The sequence below is a fragment of the Streptomyces sp. A18 genome, assembly GCF_059026065.1.
On the sequence record NZ_JBWLKL010000003.1, the window covers coordinates 391,275 to 414,746 of the forward strand.

The 23,472-nt window shown below is 72.2% G+C and carries 14 protein-coding genes; 8 read left to right on the plus strand and 6 right to left on the minus strand.

Translation table 11 applies throughout. The annotated features are described in order from the left end of the window. The first annotated feature begins 78 nt into the window (after positions 1 to 78). Positions 79 to 1,770, plus strand: a complete 1,692-nt coding sequence (locus AC5P1C_RS07455; RefSeq protein WP_493864849.1) for a serine/threonine-protein kinase — start codon at positions 79 to 81, stop codon at positions 1,768 to 1,770. Between the two features lie 100 nt (positions 1,771 to 1,870). Here the strand turns inward: AC5P1C_RS07455 and AC5P1C_RS07460 are convergent, their stop codons facing one another. The 4 genes from AC5P1C_RS07460 to AC5P1C_RS07475 form a co-directional block, all read right to left on the minus strand. Then, on the minus strand, positions 1,871 to 2,236 hold the full coding sequence (locus tag AC5P1C_RS07460; protein WP_493864850.1) for a DUF488 domain-containing protein: 366 nt from the start codon (positions 2,234 to 2,236) through the stop codon (positions 1,871 to 1,873). A gap of 385 nt (positions 2,237 to 2,621) precedes the next feature. Next, the gene (locus AC5P1C_RS07465) at positions 2,622 to 3,845 is read right to left on the minus strand and encodes an acyltransferase family protein (RefSeq protein WP_493864851.1); all 1,224 of its coding nucleotides are present in this window, start codon (positions 3,843 to 3,845) and stop codon (positions 2,622 to 2,624) included. Further along, the gene (locus AC5P1C_RS07470; protein WP_493864852.1) at positions 3,842 to 6,250 is read right to left on the minus strand and encodes a glycosyltransferase; all 2,409 of its coding nucleotides are present in this window, start codon (positions 6,248 to 6,250) and stop codon (positions 3,842 to 3,844) included. The genes AC5P1C_RS07465 and AC5P1C_RS07470 overlap by 4 nt, the downstream gene beginning before the upstream one ends. Before the next feature lie 219 nt (positions 6,251 to 6,469). Beyond that, on the minus strand, positions 6,470 to 10,129 hold the full coding sequence (locus AC5P1C_RS07475; protein ID WP_493864853.1) for a S8 family serine peptidase: 3,660 nt from the start codon (positions 10,127 to 10,129) through the stop codon (positions 6,470 to 6,472). A 221-nt stretch (positions 10,130 to 10,350) separates the two neighbouring features. Between AC5P1C_RS07475 and AC5P1C_RS07480 the strand changes: the two genes are divergently transcribed. From AC5P1C_RS07480 to AC5P1C_RS07495, 4 genes are all read left to right on the plus strand, one after another. Further along, entirely contained in the window at positions 10,351 to 10,698 is a 348-nt protein-coding gene (locus AC5P1C_RS07480) for a CU044_2847 family protein (RefSeq protein ID WP_493864854.1), read from the plus strand. Positions 10,699 to 10,975: 277 nt separating this feature from the next. Further along, positions 10,976 to 12,766 carry a VMAP-C domain-containing protein gene (locus AC5P1C_RS07485; protein ID WP_493864855.1) on the plus strand — a complete coding sequence of 597 codons (1,791 nt, stop codon included), beginning with the start codon at positions 10,976 to 10,978 and terminating at the stop codon, positions 12,764 to 12,766. Positions 12,767 to 12,797: 31 nt separating this feature from the next. Continuing rightward, positions 12,798 to 13,844, plus strand: coding sequence for an AAA family ATPase (locus AC5P1C_RS07490; protein ID WP_493864856.1), 1,047 nt, complete (start codon positions 12,798 to 12,800; stop codon positions 13,842 to 13,844). Beyond that, positions 13,834 to 17,979 (plus strand): SAV_2336 N-terminal domain-related protein, encoded by a 4,146-nt coding sequence (locus tag AC5P1C_RS07495; RefSeq protein ID WP_493864857.1) that lies wholly within the window; start codon positions 13,834 to 13,836, stop codon positions 17,977 to 17,979. The genes AC5P1C_RS07490 and AC5P1C_RS07495 overlap by 11 nt, the downstream gene beginning before the upstream one ends. Positions 17,980 to 17,982: 3 nt before the next feature. Here AC5P1C_RS07495 and AC5P1C_RS07500 read toward each other — a convergent pair whose 3' ends face one another. After that, the gene (locus AC5P1C_RS07500; protein WP_493864984.1) at positions 17,983 to 19,260 is read right to left on the minus strand and encodes an MFS transporter; all 1,278 of its coding nucleotides are present in this window, start codon (positions 19,258 to 19,260) and stop codon (positions 17,983 to 17,985) included. 235 nt (positions 19,261 to 19,495) lie between these two features. Here AC5P1C_RS07500 and AC5P1C_RS07505 point away from each other — a divergent pair, with 235 nt between their 5' ends. Continuing rightward, complete coding sequence (locus tag AC5P1C_RS07505; RefSeq protein ID WP_344521236.1) at positions 19,496 to 20,533, plus strand: rod shape-determining protein; 1,038 nt, start codon at positions 19,496 to 19,498, stop codon at positions 20,531 to 20,533. A 252-nt stretch (positions 20,534 to 20,785) separates the two neighbouring features. Beyond that, entirely contained in the window at positions 20,786 to 22,426 is a 1,641-nt protein-coding gene (locus tag AC5P1C_RS07510) for a GAF domain-containing protein (RefSeq protein WP_493864858.1), read from the plus strand. A 54-nt stretch (positions 22,427 to 22,480) separates the two neighbouring features. Here the strand turns inward: AC5P1C_RS07510 and AC5P1C_RS07515 are convergent, their stop codons facing one another. After that, positions 22,481 to 22,717, minus strand: coding sequence for a hypothetical protein (locus AC5P1C_RS07515; RefSeq protein WP_493864859.1), 237 nt, complete (start codon positions 22,715 to 22,717; stop codon positions 22,481 to 22,483). A 270-nt stretch (positions 22,718 to 22,987) separates the two neighbouring features. Here AC5P1C_RS07515 and AC5P1C_RS07520 point away from each other — a divergent pair, with 270 nt between their 5' ends. After that, complete coding sequence (locus AC5P1C_RS07520) at positions 22,988 to 23,389, plus strand: nitroreductase family deazaflavin-dependent oxidoreductase (protein ID WP_493864860.1); 402 nt, start codon at positions 22,988 to 22,990, stop codon at positions 23,387 to 23,389. Positions 23,390 to 23,472 lie beyond the last annotated feature (83 nt).

Below are 23,472 nucleotides of genomic sequence, written 5' to 3' on the forward strand. Positions count from 1 at the left end.
CGGTCACGCCACTCACGCACCACGGTCACCAATGAGCCCAACTGCGCCTTTTACAACATGAGTTCGTATGATGCGGCCATGGCGAGTCACGGGGATCTCATAGCGGGGCGCTACCGCATCACGACGCCGCTCGGGCGCGGCGGCATGGGCACGGTCTGGCGGGCACAGGACGATCTCCTGGGCCGCGCCGTCGCGGTGAAGGAGCTGCACGTCGACGCGGGCCAGTCGGCCGCCGACGCCGAGGGGCGGCGCGAACGCACGCTGCGCGAGGCGCGCTCGGTCGCGCAGGTGAGGCACCCCGGCATCCTGGTCCTGCACGACGTCGTCCAGCACGACGCGCAGCCCTGGCTGGTGATGGAGCTGATCGACGGTCGCTCCCTCGCCGACCGGATGGCCCTGGATGGCCCCGTCCCACCCGCCGAGGCGGCCCGTATCGGCCTCGCCCTGCTGGCCGCGCTGCGCGCCGCGCACACCGCCGGGGTCCTGCACCGCGACCTCAAACCCGCGAACGTGCTCCTGGAGGCGGGGACGGAGCGTGTGGTGCTCTCCGACTTCGGGATCGCCCAGGTCGCCGGGCAGACGACGCTCACGGAGACGGGCGCGTTCGTCGGCTCCCCCGAGTACACCGCGCCGGAGCGCATGTCGGGCAAGCGCACGGGCCCGGAGTCGGACCTGTGGTCGCTCGGTGTGCTGCTCTGCGCCGCCGTCGAGGGCGAGTCGCCGTTCCACCGCGACTCGGTGGCGGGGGTCCTGCACGCCGTCGTCATGGACGACATAAGGATCCCGGACTCCGCGGGGCCGCTGACTCCCGTCGTACGCGGTCTTCTTGAGCGGGATCCCGAGCGGCGGCTGGGCGCGGACGAGGCCGAGCAGGCGCTGCGCGGCTTCCTGGTGGAGGAGCGGATGCCCACCGTGCCCCGCACGCCGGTGGCCCCCAAGCCCGCGCAGCCGCCCCCGGCCGACGACGCGATCGTGCTCGGCGCCGCCCCCGCGCCGGCAGCGCGCCCCCGGATCCGTACGGCGCTCCTGGCAGGCGCCCTGGTCGCCGCCCTCGCGGCGGGCGGCACCGGCACCTGGCTCATGACGCGGGACGATTCCAGCGCGGGGTCGGAGGCGACGGGAAGCGGCGGACCCGCGGGCGAGGTGAGCGAGAAGCCGGAGACCGAGAAGCCGAGCAAGTCGCCGTCCAAGAGCGCCGACAAGCCGAAGAAGCCCGACGGGAACGGGAAGAGCCCCGCCGCCCCCAAGCCCTCCCCCGAAGGCACCGGCAAGGACAAGCCGGGCGGGACGGCTTCCCCCGACAAGCCGGACGAGCCCGATGACCCGGCCCCCGCCGGCTACCGGACGGTCTCGGACCCCACCGGCTTCAAGATGGTGACGCCCACCGGCTTCGTCCGCTCCGCCGAGCCGCCCCGCATCTTCTACAACTCGGCGAACAACGCCTTCCGCATCGGCGTCCACCCCCAGCCGCTCGACCCGGACGGACCGCTCGCGGTGATGCGGCAGGCGCACAAGAACGGCCCTTCGGACTACCCCGGCTACCGCAACGGCTCGGTCCGGGCGACCACGCACAACGGCCACCCCGCAGCCGTCTGGGAGTTCACCTGGGACGGCGGCGCCGGCGACGGCGGACCGCGCCGCACGTACGACCTGAGCTGGGACGAGGGCGGCAAGATGTACGACCTGTGGGTCTCCGCGCCCGCCGGACAGGCGGCGAAGGGCGAGCGGCACTTCATCGAGGCACACCGGTCCTTCACGCGGACGGGCTGACACACACGGGCTGACCCACACGGGGCGACACACACGGGCTGACCCACACGGGGCGACACACACGGGCCGACCCACACGGGGCGACGTACGCCCCCGAGGCTCACTTCTCCGTCAACTCGGCCCGCAGCGTGGGCAGATGACCGTGCTCGACGTCCTTCACCGCGGTGACCAGGGTGACCGTCCCCTGCGCCGCGAGGTCGCGCAGGTGATGGATGGCGTCCTGCTGCTCGGGGCCCGCGAGCTCGGCGCGGTAGCGGTGGCCGAACTCCTCGTACTGGTCGCGGTGCTGGTGGAACCAGGTACGCAGCTCGCTGGACGGCGTGACGTCCTTGAGCCATTCGTCGACGGCCGCCCGCTCCTTGGAGACGCCGCGCGGCCAGAGCCGGTCGACCAGGACGCGTACGCCGTCGGCCTCGTCGGGCGGGTCGTACACGCGGCGCACGGGGAACGGTTCGGTGGCCTTCATACGCCCATCGTCGCGCCCGACCGGGCCCTCCGCATCTCGAAAATGCGAACAGGGGAGCAGTTGTTCCCTGGAACAGGTGATCGTCGCGTCAGGGATTGCATGTGACGCATGTGATTGACGATGATTACGGAACGCAAGCAACGGGCTGCAGACCGTAGTTGCCGCGTTCCCGGTCCATGTCCCATACGAGGGCCGGGAGTTGGAAGATCCTGAGAATGTCCCACAAGGAGAAGCACCACCATGAACATCATCACTGACGTCGTCGCCGGTATCGCCCACTTCCTCGGCTGGCTGGTCTGACGTCACCCAGAAGTTCCCGCAGCGACGCCGCCTCCCCCGTCCCAGGGGAGGCGGCGTCGCCGTGTGCGGTGCGTGCCGGGAGGCGTCAGCGCGTCGGTTCCGGATAGAAGTCCCGCGTCGCGCCCTTGGCGTCCTTCGCCTTGCCGAGCAGCCCCGCCGGATACTCCACGAGCCAGTAACTCGCCGTCCCGACCGCCAGCGCGACGGCGAGGACGATCAGCGCCGCGAACGGGAAGCCCGCCTGACCGCTCGGCACGAGACCGGACTTGATGAGCTGCAGCATGACCGGCTCGTGCCAGATGTAGACGCTGTAGCTGATGAGCCCGACCGCCGTCACCCAGCGCGCCCTCAACAGCCCGTGCCAGCGCACCTGTTCACGCGCCCGGACGTGCAGCGTGGCATAGAGCAACGTGCACCAGAGCAGGGCCGCGATCGGGTGGTAGAAGGTGTGGGCGAAGTTCTCCGCGTCGGAGAGGTACGACAGGGCGTAGAGCCCCGCGAGCGCCGCCACCGCGAGCGGGACCGTCGCCCGCGCGCCCAGCTTGCCCCGCTCGCCGAGCGCCACGAGCAGCACCGCGAGCGCCATGCCCGCCGCGAAGCCCCCGAAGCGGGCCTGCGGGCCGAAGTACACGGGCCAGTTGGTGTGCGGCACCCCGACGGCGTAGTGCGCGACGGAGATCCAGACAAGCGGCAGCACGAAGAGCGCCGCACACCCCGCCGCGCACACGGCGACCCTCGCCCGCCGTGTCGCGAGCCCCCGGCACACCCGCACCGCGAGCGGCCCGAGCGCGACGAGCGCCAGGTAGAAGGCGACCTCCAGGGAGAGGGACCAGGTGGGCCCCAGGGTGTAGAAGATCCGCTCCCGGTCGAAGACGTGCATGAACGTGAGGTGCCCGACCAGATCGCGCCAGTCGCCCGGCAGCGTCGGATTGCGGGAGGCCCAGACGACGAGCACCGCCAGGAAGTACAGCGGCAGGATGCGGATCGCCCGCCGGAAGAGGAAGGTCCTCCCGGTGCGGATGGAGCCGCCGTCGATGGCCGCGCGGGCGTACGACAGCGTGAGCAGATACGCGGACATCACGAAGAAGAGGTCGATCACCTCCAGCGACACCAGCGCTCCCAGCCACCGGCTGTCGACCGGCGGGTGGGATCCCGCAGCGTCGTACGTGTAGTACTCCTGCCACACATGGAAGAGGACGGTGCTCAAGGCGGCGAGGCCGCGGTATCCCTGGAGTTCGGGCGCGCGCCCGCGGGAGGCGGGCGGGGCGGGAGCCGCTGGGGCCGGCGCGGCGGTCAGCGTCGCGCTCATGTCCGCACCGCCGGCTCCGCGACCGCCGCGCTCTCGGCGGCGGAGGCGGCAGCGGAAGCGGCGGCACGCGGCGTGACCCGCCACTGGCGGTCGCCGAGCGCCTCCTTCAGGTGCGCCTGGCGCGCCACCATGTTCTTGAAGTGGGTGTAGAAGAACGTCGAGACGAACAGATAGCGCCAGAACCACGCCTTGCGGCGCCGCAGTTCGGGTACCGCGAGCCGCCACGCGAAGGCCGCCTGCACCACCCCGGCCGACATCGTGAACGCGGCCGCCATCAGGCAGACAGGCACCGCCCAGTCCAGCCGGTCGGCACCGCCCGCGCGCCAGGCCGCGTGCACCAGGATCGGCAGGATCTGCAGCGTCAGCCACGGCTGGACCTCACGCCAGCCGAGCAGCACGAAAAGCCCCGCCTTCTGCCTGCCCGAGTACACCGGCGAACGCAGCGCGCCCCACAGATGCCGCAGCGACACCTGCAGCCAGCCCTGCGCCCAGCGCGAGCGCTGGTTCCACAGCGGGCGAAGGAGCGTGGGCGCCAGCTCGCGCGACATCAGCGTGCGGTCCATGGCGAACCGCGCACCTTCGTTCAGGGCGCGCATCGTGGAGTCGATGTCCTCGGTCAGCATCGAGCCGTGCATCCGGGTCCTGGCGAGCAGGTCCGTGCGCCAGAAGCCGTTCGACCCGCCGAAGACCCCGAAGCCGTACATCCTGGTCCGCCCGGGATGGCTGACCGCGTAGATCGTCTCGAACTCGACGCCGACCGTCCGCGCGACCCATGAGCTGTCGCCGTTGCGGATGACGCAGTGGCCCTGGACGACGTCGTAGCCGTTGGACAGCCAGTCCCACGCGTGCCGGAAGGCGTTCGGGGCGGGGTGGTGGTCGGCGTCGAAGATGCCGACGAACTCGCCGTGCACCCGTGTGACCGCGGCGTTGATGTTCTGCGCCTTGGAGGTGCTCCCGGCCACCGGAAGCAGTACGAGGCGCGGATCGCGGGCCGCCATCTCGCGCAGGGTGGCCTCGACGGGCAGCGGGTGCGGGGTGTTGTAGGCGAGGACGATCTCCAGGTCGGCGGGGTAGTCGAGCCGCAGGAACGACTCGACGGTGTCGACGATGGTCGCGGCCTCGTTCGGCAGGTACGCGGCGATGACGGCGCTCGCGGACGGATAGGGCTGTCCGGGCCGCTCGGGCCGGGCCTTCGCGTCCAGCGAGAACAGGCACTCCAGCATGATGAGCAGGGCGGAGAGCACGAGCCCGGCCACCACCACCCAGTACGCGAACCCGGCCGCGTCCCAGCCCAGTTCGTACGCCTGCTGGTAGAGCAGGAACGGCACACCCACACCAAGGACCAGCGGAAGCACGGGCGAAAGCAGCCGAGTGGCCCAGGTGAGCAGCGCCCGCAGCCCGGCGCGGGCCCTGCGGTGGCCGTGCGGGGCGCTCGTCCGCATCCACGGCTCGTAGCGGACGGGGCGCAGATCCCGGTGGCGCACGGCCTCGGCGACGGCGTCCCGCGCGTGCTCGGCCGCCCGGGTGTGGTCGGCGTAATCGGCGAGCGGCGTCCAACCGACCGCCGGGGTGAGCCGGACGTTCTCGTCGGCGACGACGAAGCGCGTCCCGGCCACGGACACGGCGAACTCCCGCAGGCTCCGGGTGGCGGTCTCCTCGTCGACCCCGGGCATGAGCACGAGCAGTTGCCCGTCCTCGTCCCACCCGAGCCGATCACAGACCCCGCCCAGGCGTTCCGCCACCCCGGCGAGCCGCTCGGCGACCTCGCGTCGCACACGCGGCCCGAGCCGCGTCTCCAGGGCCGCCATCTCGGCGACGCCGACCACGGCGAGTACACCGCCGCGCCGAGCGGCGGGCGGCCGGCCGAGCTCGCGGTCGAGTTCGTCCATGAAGTGCGGGCCCGAGTAGAGGCCGGTGCGCGGATCGCGCGCCAGGTGCTCCACCGGGACCGGGACGCGGTGCAGCTTGGCCGCTATCCGCGCGGAAAGCTCGCGCGGGTCACAGGCCTCCGGCAGGCAGTCGTCGGCGCCCTGTCGCAGCAGATCGGCGACGGTGGCGGGGCCGGGGGTGCGGGCCGCCGTGACCATGAGCAGCGGAAGCGCCTGCCCTGCCGGGGCGGCGCGGACCTCGCGTATGACGTCGAGCCCCTGCTGCCGCCCGTCGGGGCCGTCGTCGAGGGCCACGATCGCGTCCGGTGGCGCCTGCCTGACCTGGCGGTGTACGTCGCCGGGTACGGCGTGGGTGACTGCGTACCCGGTGAGTCTCAGGGTCCGGGTGAGCAGTTCCCGGCTGGGCCCCGGCGAACCGACGGCCAGGACGTGGTGGCCGCCGGGAGCATGGGCGGGCCAGGGGGGAGGACTTTTCGGGCGCACGAAAGTACGCCCCGTGGGCGGGGAGATGGACATCTATGTGGTCCCATCCTGTTCGGATTGTGGGGGGAGGACCGCTTGGTTTTCGTCAGGCCACCAACTACCCCTGAAAAGCGGGGCAATCGGCCACATCAGCCTCAACGATCACTGTGACACCGCACCTTCAGTGGCGTAACGCTCTCATTACGTACCGGTGCAGAGAATGAACAGGCCGGGCTGGAAGAACCCAGCCCGGCCCACATACGAGCTGCTCCCCTACTTCACCCCCACCGCCCGCACGATCTCCTGCGTGACGGACCCACCCCGGTCGTCACTCGCCGAGGCCCGCAGGGAGATGAACTCGGCAGAGCCAGGAACCTTCAACTCCCCGTCCCACGCGGCCTTACGGCCGTCCCGGTCCAGCTGAACGCTCTTCCAGCTCTTCCCGTCGTCGTAAGAGACCTCCAGCTTGCCGCCGCCGATGACTCCGGTGTCCACCGCCCCCGCCACGTACTCGGAGAAGATCCCCACATCCAGGGAACGCCCGCCCCGCACATCGCCCGCGAGATCCGTGTCCACATCGAACCCGAGATTCAGCAGGGGCAGGTAGGCCTTCGCGCCACCGGCCGTCTCCTTCGACTTGAAGGTCCACTCCGAGTGCCCCTTCGTGGCGAGCCGCCACCGCTCGGGATCAAGCGTCGTGTCCGTCACGACCTTGTACGTCGTCAACGCCGGATTCGCGTCCCACACGTACGCACCCGAACTCTTGCGCCGGTCGACCAGCCCCCCGTCCGCGTACACCTCGGTGAACTGCGTCATCGAGTCGTCGTTCCACACATCACCGAACCCCGTGTGATCGGGACCGGAATCGCCCCACCCGGGGACGTTGAATTCCAGCGTGTTCCCGTACCGCTGCTGCCCCCAGCCGAGGCCCGTCCCCAGCCACGGGTGCCACACCGGCTTGAACCAGTTCAGCTCGCCCCGCTTGCCGCCCCGGTAGCTGACGAGGCCGCTCCGCTCCTCCAGAGCGCCGGGCCCCACCGACACCGACTCGTGCCACAGCTGACCGGCGCCCGTGGACGCGTAGTCCGTCCGCTCGACCGGATAGTCGATCTTCTCCTGGAACCCGATCCCGACGGAGAAGGTGTCCGTCAGCGAGTAGCGGAACTCGCCGCCCGCCACCGGCTTCACCGCGTGGAACTTCGTGTCCAATACGGCGAGTTCACGTTTCGACGGCTCGTACGTCAGATCCCGGGGAACCGCGCCCTTGTGACCCTCCGAGACGTCGTAGACATACGGCGTGCGCGACGTCGCGGTGGTCTCCACCGACTTCCCCGCCTTCGCCGCCGCCACCAGCCGCGCACCGTCCGCCGCGTCGACCGTGCCGATCTGCAGCGGCCGGTCCTCATTGCCGTCGGTACCGAACCAGGCGTTGAGCCGCCCCGGCACCTCGTCGGTCACGAACAACGCCTTCACGCCGGCGTCCTGGGCGGCCTGGGCGATCTGACCGGGCGTCACGCCACCATCGCCACGCCGCACGATGACGGCCTTGCCCTTCACATCTCTGCCCGCGTACTCGGCTGCGGTTCCGCCGCCCACATCCACGATCCGCAGCTTGCTCCGGCCGTCGCTCACCGTGCCGCCGGGCTGCGCGACGACATGGCCGAGGCCCTTCACGTCCAGGGTCGGCTTGCCGAGGCGCCACACGGTGCGGTACTCGAAGCTGCCGTCGGCCACCTCGGCGGTGGGCGCCGCGAAGATGCTGTCGTACTTGACCGGCACCTGGACAGCGCCCTGCAGGGCGGCGCCGTTCGCCCGGCGGTCGTACTCCATCAGGAGCTGGCGGGTCTCCGTCCGCTTGCCGACGTCCACGCCGACCTCGCGCAACTTCCGCCCATCCAGGGTGACTTCGCGGTCCCGGTCGAGCACGATCTCGGGCGCGGCAAGGAATCCCAGACCCAGCGAGTCCTTGCCCTTGCTGCCCCGCACGTCGAGGAACGAGGAGAGGGCGTACGTTCCCGGCTTCAGGCGCAGCTCCAGGGTGCCGGAGTCACCGACCTCCGCCTGGACCGGGTCGACCTGCTCGGCGAGCCGCTGGTACACGAGACCGGCTCCCGTGGCCGCTCCGTCACGGTCCTTGACGTGGACGGTGAGCGTGTACCGCTCCTCCTCCTTGACCAGGCCGAACGCGGTGTGGGCGACCTCCTCCCCGGCGGCGCTCGCGACGATGCGGCCACTGGTGTTGCCGACGGGCGCCTTCGCGCCGTCACCGGTCACCGTGGTGGACGCGGTGCCCTGTGCGGGGACGGTGAGCGTCTTGTCGGCGAGGGTGGCGACACCTTCGGCCGCGCCTTCGGCCCTGAGGCTCAACTCCACCGGCTTGTCGGACGCGTTGGTGTACGTCACCGTCTTCGTGACGGGCTTGTTGTCCCCGTACGGCCAGGAGTAGTAGCCGAGATCGGCGCTTCCGCCGGCGGTGACCTGCGCGCCGACAGCCTCCGGAACACTGACGCGACCGGCACCCAACTCGTAGACAGACGCGTCGAGTTGCTTGGACGTCGACATCAGCGCGTCCTTGAGACGCGCACCGCTCCAGTCCGGGTGCTTCTCGGCGAGCAGGGCGGCGACCCCCGCGATGTGCGGGGTCGCCATCGACGTACCGCTCATCTCGGTGTAGTAGCCCTCGCCGGGCGCGAGTTGGGACCGAGCGGCAAGGATGTCGACTCCAGGAGCCGACAGATCCGGCTTGAGGGCGTGATCGCCGTATCGCGGCCCCTGACTGCTGAAGTAGGCGGCCTTGTCGGCGGAGTCGACAGCGCCGATGGTCAGCGCGGAGTCGGCGGCGCCCGGCGAGCCGATCGAGGAGGGGGCACCGGTGTTGCCCGCCGCGACGACGAAGAGGGCGCCGGTGTCCTTGGAGAGGGTGTTGACGGCGGCGGCCATCGGATCGGTGCCGTCGCTCACCTCCCGCGACCCCAGGCTCATCGACACGACCTTGGCCCCGACGTCCTTGGCCGCCCACTCCATCCCGGCGATGATCTGCGACTCGCTGCCCGAGCCCTCGTCGCTGAGCACCTTGCCGACGGAGAGGGCGGCGCCGGGCGCCACGCCCTTCTCCTTGTTGCCGTCGGACTCGGCGCCGCTGCCGCCGACGGTCGAGGTCACATGGGTGCCGTGGCCGTTGCGGTCGGCGACCTCCTCGCCCGGGATGAAGCTCTTGGCGGCGTCCACGCGGCCCTTGAGACCGGGATGGCCGATGTCGACGCCCGTGTCGAGGACGGCGACCTTCACCCCCTTGCCGGTGAGCCCGGCCTCCCAGGCCTTGGGGGTGCCGATCTGCTCGTTGCTCTGCGCCATGTCGGCCTCGACGCGCCCGTCGAGCCAGATCTTGTCGACGCCGCCGGAAAGACCCCGACCGCCCCGCGCCACATCCCGCCAAAGTGCCGCGGGCTCGTCGGCCTCAACGGCGACGCCGCCCACGCTCGGCAGCGCACGCACCTTGTCGGCACCACGGGGCGTCACAGCGCCACGAGCCGAGCCTTTCTCGTACGTGACGATGAGCGGGAGCGCACCCTCAACCCCCTGGCGCACCAACTCCGTCACGTCGAAGAGCCGCTCGTCGAGAGTGCCCGCGCTCAGATAGGGCCGCGCCTCGTCGGGTACGACGGTGATGCGGTCACCGGCGATCTCACTCCGCACGGCTCCGGTGGCCCCTGCGGGCCGCTCGACGGTGACGGTCTTCTTGCCGCCGCCGAGTTCCGTGACGGTGACCTTGTCGCCGGTCACCAGGGTGACCGTGTGAACGACGGGGGTTGCCCGCTTCTGCGGTGCGTCCGCGGGGGCGGCGTTCGCGCTCTGCCCTGTCGGCAGCAGCGCGAACGCGAGGCCGATGGCCGGCAGCAGCCTCGCTCTTCGCCGGGCGGGTGATCGGGTCATGGGTGCCCTCTCTTCGTCGGACCCGGGCGGGGGTGGTTCCCGGGTGCTGCGAAAGAGTGTCGGGGGGCTTGTGTTGCCGTGGTGCCGACGGATGCTGGCGGGAAGCCGCCAGGGCACCTTCCCGCCAGGGTGCCCGTTGCCCCGGAGTTGGATGACAGCTGCAAGGACCGTCCGTAACAATGCAGTTGGCAGGTGCGACGAGGAGCAAGGCGGGGGCATTGATGGATGACCTGGTGGAGTTCACGACCGACGACGGCACCCACGTCGTCATGGCAGACGTCGAGGACGCCCACGGCTCCCACCTCATCTCCCGCGGCGACGGCCCCTCCCGGGCGGTCCACACCTTCGAGGAGTCGCTCGCCGGAGCACGGGCCGCCGCGGAGTCCGCGCTACGGGTGTTCCGCGACGGCAGCCTGCGCCCGGACTCGGTGGAGATCGAGTTCGGCGTACGGATGTCGGCGGAGGCGGGGGCGGTGATCGTGAAGGGCACGGCGGAGGGCCACCTGGTGGTGCGCCTCGCGTGGGCCCCGGGCGACCGAGCCACCCCGGCAGCACAGGAGCCGGCATGAGCCCGCACCCGACAGCGCCCCGCCCCCGCACCGCAGCAGCCCGGCGGTCTCGCCTGACCGAACAAGCCTTTCCCGCCCACCCAACCGACTACCCCGCAGCAACCAGTGAATCGCCGCGGTCGGCAGCGCACGCGAGGGGAGGCGCCGGTATGTCCGCCCGGAGCACGGCTCGCGGCGTTGGGGAGCCGAAGCAGCAACACGGCCACCGGACGACAGCGAGGACGGGCATACCGGCGCGGCCCCGCCCCACAGCCGGAGCGACACCGCAGCCCACCCCATGAGCAGCGCAAGTTGGCACACCCGCATCACGTGCGGGAACGAAGTGGGCGCAGGGTTCCTCGTATCGGACCGACATGTACTGACCTGCGCCCACGTAGTCCGCGCGGGCGCGACCAGCACCGTCTCCTTCCCGCACCGCGAGGACCTCGGCGAGGTGGCCGCAACCGTCAGCGCCCACGGTGGCTGGGACGCCCGCGGCGACAACCTGGGCGATCTCGCCGTCCTGCAGCTGGAGCACACGGTGCCGGTCGCGCCCGCCGAGTTCGCCGAGCCCGAGGACGCGTACGCCGAACCCCGCCCCCGGCTCCTCGTGTACGGATTCCCCAAGGGCTACCGCGAAGGCACCCTCGCCGAATACCGCGCCACCGCCGCCCAGCGGATCGCGGACGAGTGGGTCCAGCTGGAGGCCTGGAGCGTGCACGGGCAGCCCCTGGCACCGGGGTTCAGCGGCGCGGCGGTGACCCTCGCGGACAGCAACCGGGTCGTGGGCATGGTCTCGGCCGCCGCCCGCGCATCCAGCGGCGTACGCAACGGACGGATGCTGCCCACCTCCGTCATGGCCCGCTACTGGCCCCCGCTCGGCGACCTGATCCCCACCCCCGGCCACCACCGCGCCGCGAAGGAACGGCTGCGCGCCCTGGTGGACCGGACGACGGCGGCGACGGCGACGACGGGCTCCGGCGTCGCCCACGCCCCGGAGCGGTTGTATCGCGACGCGGTGGGTCCATTCGGCCCGCCCGTACCGCCGGAGGGCTTCAACTCGCTGTGGTCGGCGGCCTGGTACGTCCTCTCGGAAGTGGACGACCCGGACGCACTGAAACGCCTGGCCGACCGCCTGGAGGGCCTCCTCGAAACACCCGCACCCCCCACACCCTCACCATCCCCCACCCCCTCGCCCACGCCCACGCCCACGCCCACACGCGGCGAGCGACGACCCGCCTGGTCCCCCATCCTCATCGAGATCGACCACAGCGGCGCAGGCGACGACCAGCTCCTGGTCGAGGTGTCCGCGTACCGCGAGGGCCTGCGCCACCCCGTGGGCTCGCACACCGTGGCCGCAGGTCAGGTCCGCCGCTACGTCCAGGAACGCGTGGACGACGCCTTCTCCCATCTCACCCCAGGTACGGACGAGTTACTCGCCTTCGTACTGCCCCGCACCATGCTCAACTGGCCGGTGGCCCAGTGGGAGTGCGGCGCCGACGACCCGACCCCGCTCGGCTGCTCGTACCCCCTGGTCGTCACCGACCGCTCCCGCCGCAAGGGCGGCCTGCGGCACCGTCTCGCCCGGCAGTGGGAGCATCTGGACGAGCGCCCCACGACCGTTTTGCACCGCGTCGAGTGCGGCACCAAGGAGAAGCCGAACAAGCTGAGGTTCCGGCTGCGGCGCGACGGCGCGGACCTGGCGGGCTTCGCGACGCCACCACGCACCGAACGCGCCGAACACGCCGAGCGCGCGGAACGCTCCGGGCCCGACGCCGACGTGACCCACTTCGACGTCTCGCTCACCGCGCCCGTGCCGGTGCTCCTGTGGCCGCGCACGGGCTGCGAGGACACCGACCACCTCAGCGACGCGGGCTGCACGGGCTCCCACTTCCTCGACCGCATCGCCGCCCACGTCGAAGGACGCCCACCCGCCGAACTGCCCCGCACCATCCTGACGTTGCGCGAGAGCGCGGAGGCGTCGGACGAGCCGGACAAGCACTGGGCGAGGGACGTCCAGCTCCTCTGGGACGACCCACGCTGCTTCCCCGACGCCCCCGCGGCCCACCGCCACTCCCCCGTCGCCTGAGTCCGACGTACGAATACGGAGAACCCCGATCATGTCCCTGTGGCCCGTCTACACCGGCACGAACGAGCCCCACGACGGGATCACCCGGCTGCCCCCACCCCCGCCCTGGCGCGCCTTCGACGGCGGCCCGGTCATCGAGACCCCCACGGACGACGGCTCGGCGACCTCCCCGGACCGCGTGCACCGTGCGCACACGTACCGGGCCACGGAGACCTGTGTCCAACTGGTCAACGCCGCGCTGTACTTGCGGCGCCCGCTCCTGGTGACGGGGCCGCCGGGAAGCGGCAAGTCGAGCCTCGCGTACGCGGTGGCACGGGAGTTGGGCCTCGGCCCGGTCCTGCGCTGGAACATCACGAGCCGCAGCGCCCTGCACGACGGCCTCTACCAGTACGACCCGCTGTCACGCCTGTACGCGGCGGGCCGCTTCGAAAAGGCATCCGCGAAGGCGCGAGCGCCACGGGGCGGCGCGGGACCCCAAGAGGGCGCAGGCGTGGAGGACCACCTGCGCCTGGGCCCGCTGGGCACCGCGCTCCTCCCCTACGACCGCCCCCGCGCCCTCCTCATCGACGAGATCGACAAGAGCGACCTCGACCTGCCCAACGACCTCCTGAACATCCTGGAGGAGGGCCAGTACGAGATCCCCGAGCTCGTACGGATCGCCAAGCGCACCCCGAAGGCGGACCTCCTGACCGACGGCTCGGACGACCCGGTGACGGTCGAGCGTGGCCGCGTGCGCTGCCGGGCGTTCCCCTTCGTCGTCCTGACCAGCAACGGCGAGCGCGAGTTCCCGCCCGCGTTCCTGCGCCGCTGCGTCACGTTGCGCCTCCGCCAGCCGCGCGACGAGCACCTGGAGGAGATCGTCCGGGCCCACCTCGGCGAGCCGGACGCGTACGCCCGCACCCTCATCGCCCGCTTCCTGGAACGCGGCACCGGCGGCGAACTCGCCACCGACCAGCTCCTGAACGCGATCTATCTGACCGGTGCGGCAGGCATCGACACGGCCTCGCGCGACGAGCTCGCGCGGCAGCTGATGCCGTATCTGACGCAGGCGGCGGATCCGGGCCCCGATGCACTCTGACGCGCCCCGGCGCCGGGGCCCCGTGGCGCGCCTCGCCGATGTCCTCGCGGAGGCGGCGGACGCGGCGGGCGCGGCGGACGGCTCCCGGCCCACGTCGATCGAGCTGGCCGAACTGCTGTGGCTGGCAGGCCAGATGGCCGACGAATCGCCGACACCACCGGACGCCTCACCCGACGCACCACCCATGACGCCGCCCACGCCACCCCAAGCGAACCCGTCGCAACCGCCGAGCCCGGCCCCCACCACCGCCACACCTCCCGCGCCCCCGGACGACCGTGTGCCCCTGCGGCTGCCGACGCCGACGCCGACGGGCACGGACGGGGCCGCAACCACGGCGTCCAACGCACCGGAGGGCCCACCGAGCACCCCCGTCCGGGTCCCCGTACCCCCGATGGTGACCCACCCCCTCACGCTGCAACGCGCCCTGCGCCCCCTGAAGCGCCGCGTCCCCTCCCCGGTGGGCCAGGTCATCGACGAGGAGGCCACGGCCCACCGCATCGCCCGCCTGGGCGGCCACCCGCGCAGCTGGCTGCCGGTCCTGCGCCCCGCGGACGAACGCTGGCTGCGCCTCTGCCTGGTGTACGACGCGGGCCCGACCATGCCGATCTGGCGCCCCCTGGTCCACGAACTCCACACGGCGCTCGCCCAGTCCGGCATCTTCCGCACGGTGGAGCTGCACCGTGCGGAGCCGGACGGAACGGTCCCGCCCCAGGCGAGCCACTCGCCCGCCACGGGCCGCACGGTCACCCTCGTGATCAGCGACTGCATGGGCCCGCAGTGGCGCGAGGGCGCGGCGGGCACCCGCTGGTACCGCACGCTGCGCCGCTGGGCGACGCGGATGCCGGTGGCCGTGATCCAGCCACTCCCGGAACGTCTCTGGCGCACCACGGCGCTGCCCACGACTCCGGGGACCCTTTTCTCCCCACACCCGGCGGCGCCTTCGAGCGCCCTCACCTTCACTCCGTACGCGGCCGACGCGCCGCCCACCGCCGGGGCGGTACCGATCCCGGTCGTCGAACCCGCCGGGACGTGGCTCGGCCACTGGGCGGCACTGGTGGCGGACGCGGGCGGGGGGCGGCTGCCGGGCGCGGTGGCCTGGCTGGGGGCGGACCCGGCCGCACCGCCCCCGGATGCCGACGCCTCGGACATCACGGACCTCACCCCCGAGGACCTCGTACTCCACTTCCGCTCCACGGCCTCCCCGGAGGCCTTCCGCCTGGCGGGCCATCTGGCGGTGGGCGAGCCGCAGTTGCCGGTCATGCGGCTGATCCAGGCGGCGGTGGAGGAGCGTCCGCGTCCGCAGCATCTGGCGGAGGTGATCCTGAGCGGGATGCTCGCTTCGGGCGGGGGCGCCGGGGCGTACGAATTCCGGCCGGGTGTAAGGGATTTGCTGCTCCGCACACTGCCGCGCACCGCGCGGGGGCGTACGCGGGAGCTGCTTGCCCGGGTGGGCGGACTGATCGACGAGCGGGCGGGGACAGCACCCGGGGAGCTGCGGGCGGTGGCGTCCTCGCCCGGCGGGGGCGCGGCTCCTGCGGGGGAGCCCTTCGCGACGATCACTCCGGAGAGTGTGCGGCAACTGGGCGGGGGCACGGAGCTGGTCGGGGGGCGGTATCGGCTGGTGGAGCCACTCGGGGAGCGGGCGTGGCTCGCGCAGGATGTGCGGGAGGAGGGGCGGACGGTTGTGGTGCAGCGCTTCGCGCAGGCCCCCCGGTGGACCCGCGCTCGGTTCACGCAGGCCGCGCAGGAGCTTTCCCGGTTCCGGCACATGCATGTGGCCACCGTCCAGGACCACGTCTACGCCGACGTACCCTGCCTGGCCGTCGAGTTCATCGACGGCCGCAGCCTCGCGGAGCTGCTGGCCGACCACCCCGACGGCCTGCCTCACCAACTTCTGCTGGAGCTGATCCGGCCCATCGCCCGCACGGTCGCCGCCCTGCACGCCGCCGGCCTCGCCCATGGCGCCCTCTCCCCCACCTACGTACGGCTCTCGCAGCGAGGCCCGGTGCTGTGCGGCTTCAGGCTCGCCCCTTTCACCCCCGACACGCGCTCGGCCGACCTCCGCTCGCTGGGCCATCTCGCGCGCGCGATGCGCGAAGGCGCTCACGCGGCGACGGCAGCGGGTCCTTTGCTCCATCCCCCGAGGATCTCGGGCCGCACGCCCGGGGAGACCCTGAGGTCGGCCGTGGCCTACCTCGACTCGCGGGACCCGGCCCGCTGGTCGGCAGGCCTCTCCCGGCTGGAGCAACTCACCGCACCCCGCCCCGGCGACCGCGGCTACTCCCTCCTGGGGCCCGTCCAAGTGACCCAGTACGGGCACCCCTTGGGCATCGTCTCCCCCGAAGAGCAGGCACTCCTGTGCATGCTCTTGCTCCAGCGCGGCCGGAATGTGCCGTACGGCGAACTGACCGAGGGGATCTGGGGCCCCTCCGCCCCCGAACACGCCGAAGGCGACCTCCGTGCCTGCGCGCACCGTCTGGCGAACACACTGGCCCCCGAGACCCTGGTCGCCGACGACGAGGGCTACACCCTGCCGCTGCCGGCAGGGCCCGACCGCGTCGACCTGTTCCACTGCCAGCGACTGGCGGCGGACGCCCAGGACGCCTATTTCGCGGGGGAATTCACCCGCGCCCGAGAGCTCGTCCGAGCCGCCCTCGGCCTGTGGCGCGGCACCCCGCTGGCCGACGTCCCCGGCCCCGCGGCCCTCGCCACCCGCGGCACCATCGCCGAACTGCGGCAGTCCCTGCTGCGTACGTGGGGCGACCTGGACCGGGAGCAGGGTCTCGCGGCCCGGAGCGACGACGAACTCGCCGAGCTGCTCCGGGAGTTCCCGTACACGGAGGACGAGGTCCTCGCCCCGCACGAGGAGCTGCCCAGCGAGCAGCTCGACGACCTCGGCGTCAGCCGTGAGCTGCCGGACGACCAGCCGACCGCCCCGGGAACGACCCTCACCTTCGAATCCCTGCCCCGTCCCTCGGGGCGCAGCTCGGAGACCCTGCACAGGCTGGGCCGGGAGATCTCGCACCTCCTCATCACCGGCGGCATCGGCCCCGACCACTTCGAGCTGCTGCCCCGCCCCGGCGGCTGGGACGTGGCTGTCACGTCGGACGTCCACGTCCTGCACGTACTGACCGCGACGCTGCACCAACTGCCCGTCCTCTTCGAGCAGTTGCCGGACATCGGGCTCGGCGTCACCGTCACCCACGAGCCGGACCCCACCGTGGCCCCCCTGACCTTCCCCGCCGAACTGCGGCCCGTCTTCAACCGCCCCGGAAGCCGCGCCGTGGTGATCGTCTCCAACGATCTGCACGACAGGCTCCGTCGCTCGGGGCGTATGGGCGACGCCCGGTTCGAGCCGGTTCCGCAGTCGGACGACTGGTACTGCGAGGTGGTGGGCACTCCGCCCGCCGCACCCCGTGCCACCTCTTGGTCGCCCCCCGTCAAGGCCCTGATCCTCGGCTTCGACGGGACCCTGATCAACCTCTATCCGGGCAAGGCGGCCCGCGAGGCCGCCCGCGCTCTCGTCGCGCTCGCCGTCGAACAGCGCGATGTCGAGGCGGCCCTGGCGGGCGAGGCCACCCTGCCAGAGCTGCCGAACGGCCTCAGCACCCGGAGCGAGGGCCGACTGCACCCCCTGGACATACTCCGCGCGTACGGAGACTCCACGAACCAGCAGCTCGCACGGGACATGAGCCTGCGTCTTGAGCGGATCGAGACACAGGCGGCCCGCACCGGAAAGCCCACGCTCCACGCCACCACCCTGCTGCGCGCCCGGTCGGGCCGCCCCCGCGTCGCCATCGCCACCGATGTCTCGCCGCGCGCCGTCTCCGCGTACCTGGAAGCGCGTGGACTCCCCCGTCCCTCGGGCGGCGTCCACGGCCGCAGCGAGTTCCTGCGGCTCCTGACGCCCGATCCGGACTGTCTTCGTCGCGCGCTGGGACAGCTGGACGCCGCACCGGACCGCTGTCTCATGGTCGGCGCCTCCGTTCACGAGGCGATCGCGGCCCGGAGCCTGGGCATCCCGTTCGTCGGGCACACCCGCGACGACCGGACCGGCGAGCAGCTCATGGCCGCCGGAGCCATAGCCGCCATCCACTCCCTGTCGGAACTGGACGTCACCGGGCACCCCGGGTGACCCTCACGCCTCCGGCGCCCCCGCGTCGTACCGCGCGAACCTCCGCCACTTGAACCCAAGGAGACCCACCGCCACGACACAAGCGATCCCACCGCCCGTGACCGCGACCACCGGCGACCCCAGATCCCCCACCGACCCCGCGACGAAGTCCCCGAGGCGTGGCCCGCCCGCCACCACCACGATGAAGACCCCCTGCAGCCGCCCCCGCATCTCGTCCGGCACGGCCGCCTGCAGCATCGTGCTCCGGAACACCATCGAGATCGTGTCCGCACAGCCCGCCACCGCGAGGAAGAACAGCCCCAGCCACAGGTTCCGCGTCAGGCCGAAGACGGCGATGGCCGTCCCCCACCCGGCCACCGCGAGGAGAATCGCGAGGCCGTGGCGCCGGATCCGCCCCAGCCACCCGGAGAACACCCCGCCGAGCAGCGCTCCCACCGCGGGCGCCGCGACCAGCAGGCCCACCGTCCTCGCGTCGCCCCCGAACCACACCACCGCCACCGCGGGGAACAACGCACGCGGATGCGCGAGCACCATCGCGCACAGGTCCGTGAAGAAGGTCATCCGCAGGTTCGGCCGCGTGGCCAGGAACCGCAGCCCGTCGAGCACCGAGGCCCGCTTCCTGCGCTCCCCCGCCGCGGCCCCCTCGGGCCGCATCGCCGGCAGCCGCCACATCGCGTACAGCCCCGCGCTGAAGGCCACCGCGTCCACCGTGTACGCCGCCTGATACCCCCACAGGCCGACGACGAGTCCGCCCAGCATGGGGCCGAGCATCGTGCCCCCGGTGGTCGTGATCGTCGACAGCGCGTTGGCCGCGGGCAGCTGCTCCGACGGCAGGAGCCGCGGGATCATCGACGAGCGCGCCGGTGAGTTCAGCGCCCCGCAGACCGCCTGCAGTGCGACGACGGCGTACAGGAACCACACGTGGTGGAAGCCGACGAACGCGCCCGCCGCCAGCGCGATCGAGAGCACGCACGAGCCGAGCGCCGAGTAGAGGCCCAGCTTCCGCCGGTCCACCGTGTCCGCGATCGCGCCCCCGTACAGGCCGAACACGACCAGCGGGACCAGCGAGAAGAGGCCCACCAGGCCGACCGAGAAGCTGGAGTGCGTGATGTCGTAGACCTGGAGGGAGACCGCGAGGGCGGTCATGGCCTGGCCGGTCCAGGAGATCGTGTTGCCGACCCAGAGGCGGCGGTAGTCGACGGACGTCCGCAAAGGCGTCAGATCGGCGAGTATGCGCCTTTTCGTGACGGGTCCCCGGGGCTCAACTGGTAGCGGGGGCAGCGGGGGGTTCTTGTCGGCTTCGGATATCCGGGGGCCGTCGGCTTCGTCTTCTTCCGGGGGTGTAGGCGTCACACGCGATGCTAACTGCGCCGCCGGCGACGCGATCAAGACCACCCGTGCGGCGGCACCCCGCCCGGCTCATCCCAGCGCGCGTGCCGCCCGCGGCCACCGCACGATGCGAGACAGGCCCGTCGTCCGACGGTCCGTACGGTCTGCGCTCTCGGGAGGATCTGCCATGACCGTCAGTCTGGAGCAGTTGCGTCGCTGCCACATCGCCGTCGACCTGGGGGCCGCGAGGACCCGGGTGTTCGTGAAGGGCGCGGGTCTCGTCGTCGACGAGCCGAGCGCCGCCGCCGTGAACACACGGACGGGCGCGCTCATCGCGGTCGGTCAGTTCGCCGAGCAGATGACGGGACGTACGCCGGGATACATCCGGGTCGTACGGCCGGTCTCCGGCGGCACCGTCGTCGACATCGAGATGGCCCAGCGCATGCTGCGCCACCTCCTGGGCGAGAAGCTCCGCCGCACCCTGCGCCGCAAACCGCGCCTGCGTGCCGCCGCCTGCACCCCGCACGACGCGGACCCGCTGGCGCAGCGCGCCGCCGTCGAGACGATGGTCGGGCTCGGGGCGCGCAGGGTCGAGCTGGTGGACACGCTCATCGCGGCGGCGGTCGGCTGCGGTCTTCCGGTGGAGCGGCCGGAGGCGACCATGATCCTGGTGTGCGGGGCCGCGACCACGCAGGTCGCGGTGTTGTCGCTCGGGTCGATCGTCACCGCCGAACGGATCCCGGTGGGCGGCGAGGCCATCGACCACGCGATCGTCCAGCACCTGCGCCACCACCACGAGCTGATGCTCCCCAGCCAGTCGGTACGTCCTCTTCAGCTGGCCCTGCGCGGCAACGGCCTCACTCCGCACGGGCCGGAGTCGACCGAGATCCACGGCCGCGACGTCGCCACGGGGCTCGCCCGCTCGGTGCACGTCGACACCGCCGCGGTCCGCGACGCGATCCACACCCCTCTCACCGCCGTACTCGACGGCATCGGCAAGGTGCTGCGGGACTGCCCGCCGGACCTGGTGGCCGACCTGGCCGATCGCGGGATCATGATGGTGGGCGGCAGCGCCCTGCTTCCGGGGCTCGACCAGATGCTGCGGGACGCGACGGGGATGCCGGTGGCGATCGCCGAACGGCCCGACGTGTGCGCCGTGCTGGGGCTCGGGGCGATGCTGGAGGGCAAGATCCAGCCGCTGGTCCTCGACCCGCTGTCCGGCTGATCGCAGGCCTCGTCGCTGTCCTTGCAGGCAGGTCCGGCACGGGCACGTGGTCCTGCCCGGCGCTGCCGCCGGCCGGACTTCGCCGGGGCGAGGCTCACCACGGGCGATGCTCTCCACGAACGCGGTGAGGATTTCTGCTTCTGGAGGGGCGTGCAGGGTGGTGTCAGTGGGGACTGTGGTGTCGTTGGGGACGGTGGTGTCGTTGCTGAGCCTGGTCGACGAGGCGCGCGGTGGGGCGGGCGGGCGGCCCCGATGAAGGGCGACGACCTGCCCCTGCCCCTCGTCCCCCTCCTGGACGCGGTGCTCGGCGTCGGCACGGACCTCGAACTGCACGCCACGCTCCAGCACATCGTGGAGAGCGCCGCCGAGCTGACCGGCGCCCGGTACGGCGCGCTCGGTGTCATCGATCCCGGGCACGGCAAGCTGACCGACCTGTTCACCGCGGGCCTGACCGCGGCCGAGCGGGACCGCATCGGCGCCCTCCCCGACGGCCACGCGGGCCTCCTCGGCACCCTGATCCGCGAGCCGAAGCCGCTCCTCCTGGACGACCTGACGGCGGACCCGCGCTCGTGCGGCGTGCCGCCGGGGCACCCGGAGATGCACAGCTTCCTGGGCGTTCCGGTGCACGTGCACGACGAGGCGTTCGGCAATCTCTACCTGACCGAGAAGCGCGAGGGCCGCTTCACGGACGAGGACCTGCAACTGCTCCGCGTCCTCGCCAGCCAGGCCGGCATCGCGATCGGCAACGCCCGCCTGTACGAGGCGGCGAGGCAGCGCGAGCGGTGGATCGACGGCGCGGCGGCGGTCACCACGGCCCTGCTCACCGGCGAACCGGCGGCCGACGCGCTGATGACGGTCGCCGAGCAGGCCCGGATCCTGGCGAACGCCTCCGCGGGTGTGATCCTGCAGCCCACGGACCAGGGCGGCATGCGGATCGTCGCGGCGGCGACGGCGGAGGACAGCGATCCCCCGGACACCCCGGACGAAGCACCGGACCAGGCACCGAGCAGCCCCCCGAGCCGGGCCCCCGCCCACCCCCACGCCCTCCAGGACGACCTCATCGGCACCACCATCGAGCCCGGCAGCGCGGTCCTTGAACAACTGCTCGGGGGCGAGCCGGTGTTCATCGAGGACTCCGCGACCGACCCCCGGATGACCACTCACGTGCGGACCAACTTCGGGCCCAGCCTGATGCTGCCGCTGCAGGCGGGCGGACGGCTCATCGGGACGCTCGCGCTGCCCCGCCGCAGGGGCGAGCGCCCGTACACGTCCGTGGAGCGGCTCCTGGCCACGCAGTTCGCCTCGCAGGCGGCGCTGGCCCTGGTCCTGGCGGACGCCCAGCAGAGCCGGCAGCGCCTTGCGGTGTTCGAGGACCGCGACCGCATCGCCCGCGATCTGCACGACCTCGTCGTCCAACGGCTGTTCGCCACCGGCATGATGCTGGAGTCGACCCGGCGCAGGGACAGCTCGCCCCAGGTGGAGTCCACCCTCGACCAGGCCGTGGACGAGCTGGAGTCCACCATCCAGGAAGTCCGTACGGCGATCTTCGCGCTCCAGCAGCCGCCCGCCGACGCCCCCACCACGTTCCGCGGCAAGGTGCTCCGCGAGACGGCGGGCGCCGCCGCGGTGGTCGGCGTGCAGCCGTCCGTGCACTTCACCGGCGCCGTCGACAGCCGCATCACGGACCCGGCGGCGGGCCACCTCCTCGCCGCCCTGCGCCGTGCCCTGGCCGCCGCGTCACGCCGCCCCGACGTGACCCGCATCGAGGTGGCGGTGGACGCGCGGGCGACGCTGCCGGACGGCCGGACGGGCGTACGTCTGACGGTGTACGACGACGGCACGACGGACGGCATCGGAGCGGGCACGACGACGACCTGGCAGGCGCCTCTCTAGGAGCCGTCGCGCCGTCCAGCCCCATCCAGGTCGAGCACACTCAGGCCTCAGGCCTCAGGCCGCTTCGTAGTCGTGCGCCCGTCCGCCCTTCCACTGCACCCACTCCGGGTCGTCGAGCAGCCCCTCCGCGTCCGGCAGTCCGGCCACGCGCAGGAACTCGACGACGTCGGCATCCGAGTGCGCGAGGCCGAGGATCTCTCCACGGACCGTCACCCGGCGGCCGCCCGTGCCGGACGGCGGATGCACGACCACCGGCGCCGTGGCGGCCGCGCAGCCGTCGTGCGTGTTCAACGGCGCTTCCGTGACTGCAGGTACCAGGCCGCGGCGAGGCCGATGACAACCAGGACGATCAATATCTTCATGACCCCCTGCTGCCCCGGATCCGGGGCCTGAAGCAGCCGGGAGCGGCCGGGAGCGGCCCGGCACCGGCCACAGGGGGCCTTTCGGGCGATCGGGCGCGTCGATTCAGCGCCCGGCCGGTGGGAAGGAGCAGGGTGGCCCTGGCATGGGGCCGGCCCAGCGCGAGCGCGCGAGCGCGCGAGGACACGAAGGAGACGGCAGATGTTGTTCGGCAAAGAGCATGTCAAGCGCTACGTGGAGACCGACGGCGCGGAAGGCCACGACTGGCAGGGCACTACGGTCCTGATCCTCACCACGACCGGCCGCAAGAGCGGTGAGCCGCGCAGCACTCCGCTGATCTACCAGCGGCACGGTGACGACGTGCTCGTGGTGGCGTCGAACGGCGGCGCCGACGCGCCGCCCCTCTGGTTCCGCAATCTGGAAGCGGCTCCCGAGGTCCAGGTGCAGGTGAAGGGCGACCGCTTCACGGCCCGTGCGCGTACCGCCACCGCGGAGGAGAAGCCGGGCATGTGGCGGACGATGGCCGCGGTGTGGCCCGCCTACAACGAGTACCAGACCAAGACCGACCGGGAGATCCCGGTCGTGGTCCTTGAGCGCGTCTGAGGGCCACTCCGAGGACCATGGCCACCCGCGGGTCGCCTCGGGTCGTCCCAAAGAGGAGGACCGGGAGGTTTGCACTGTTGACG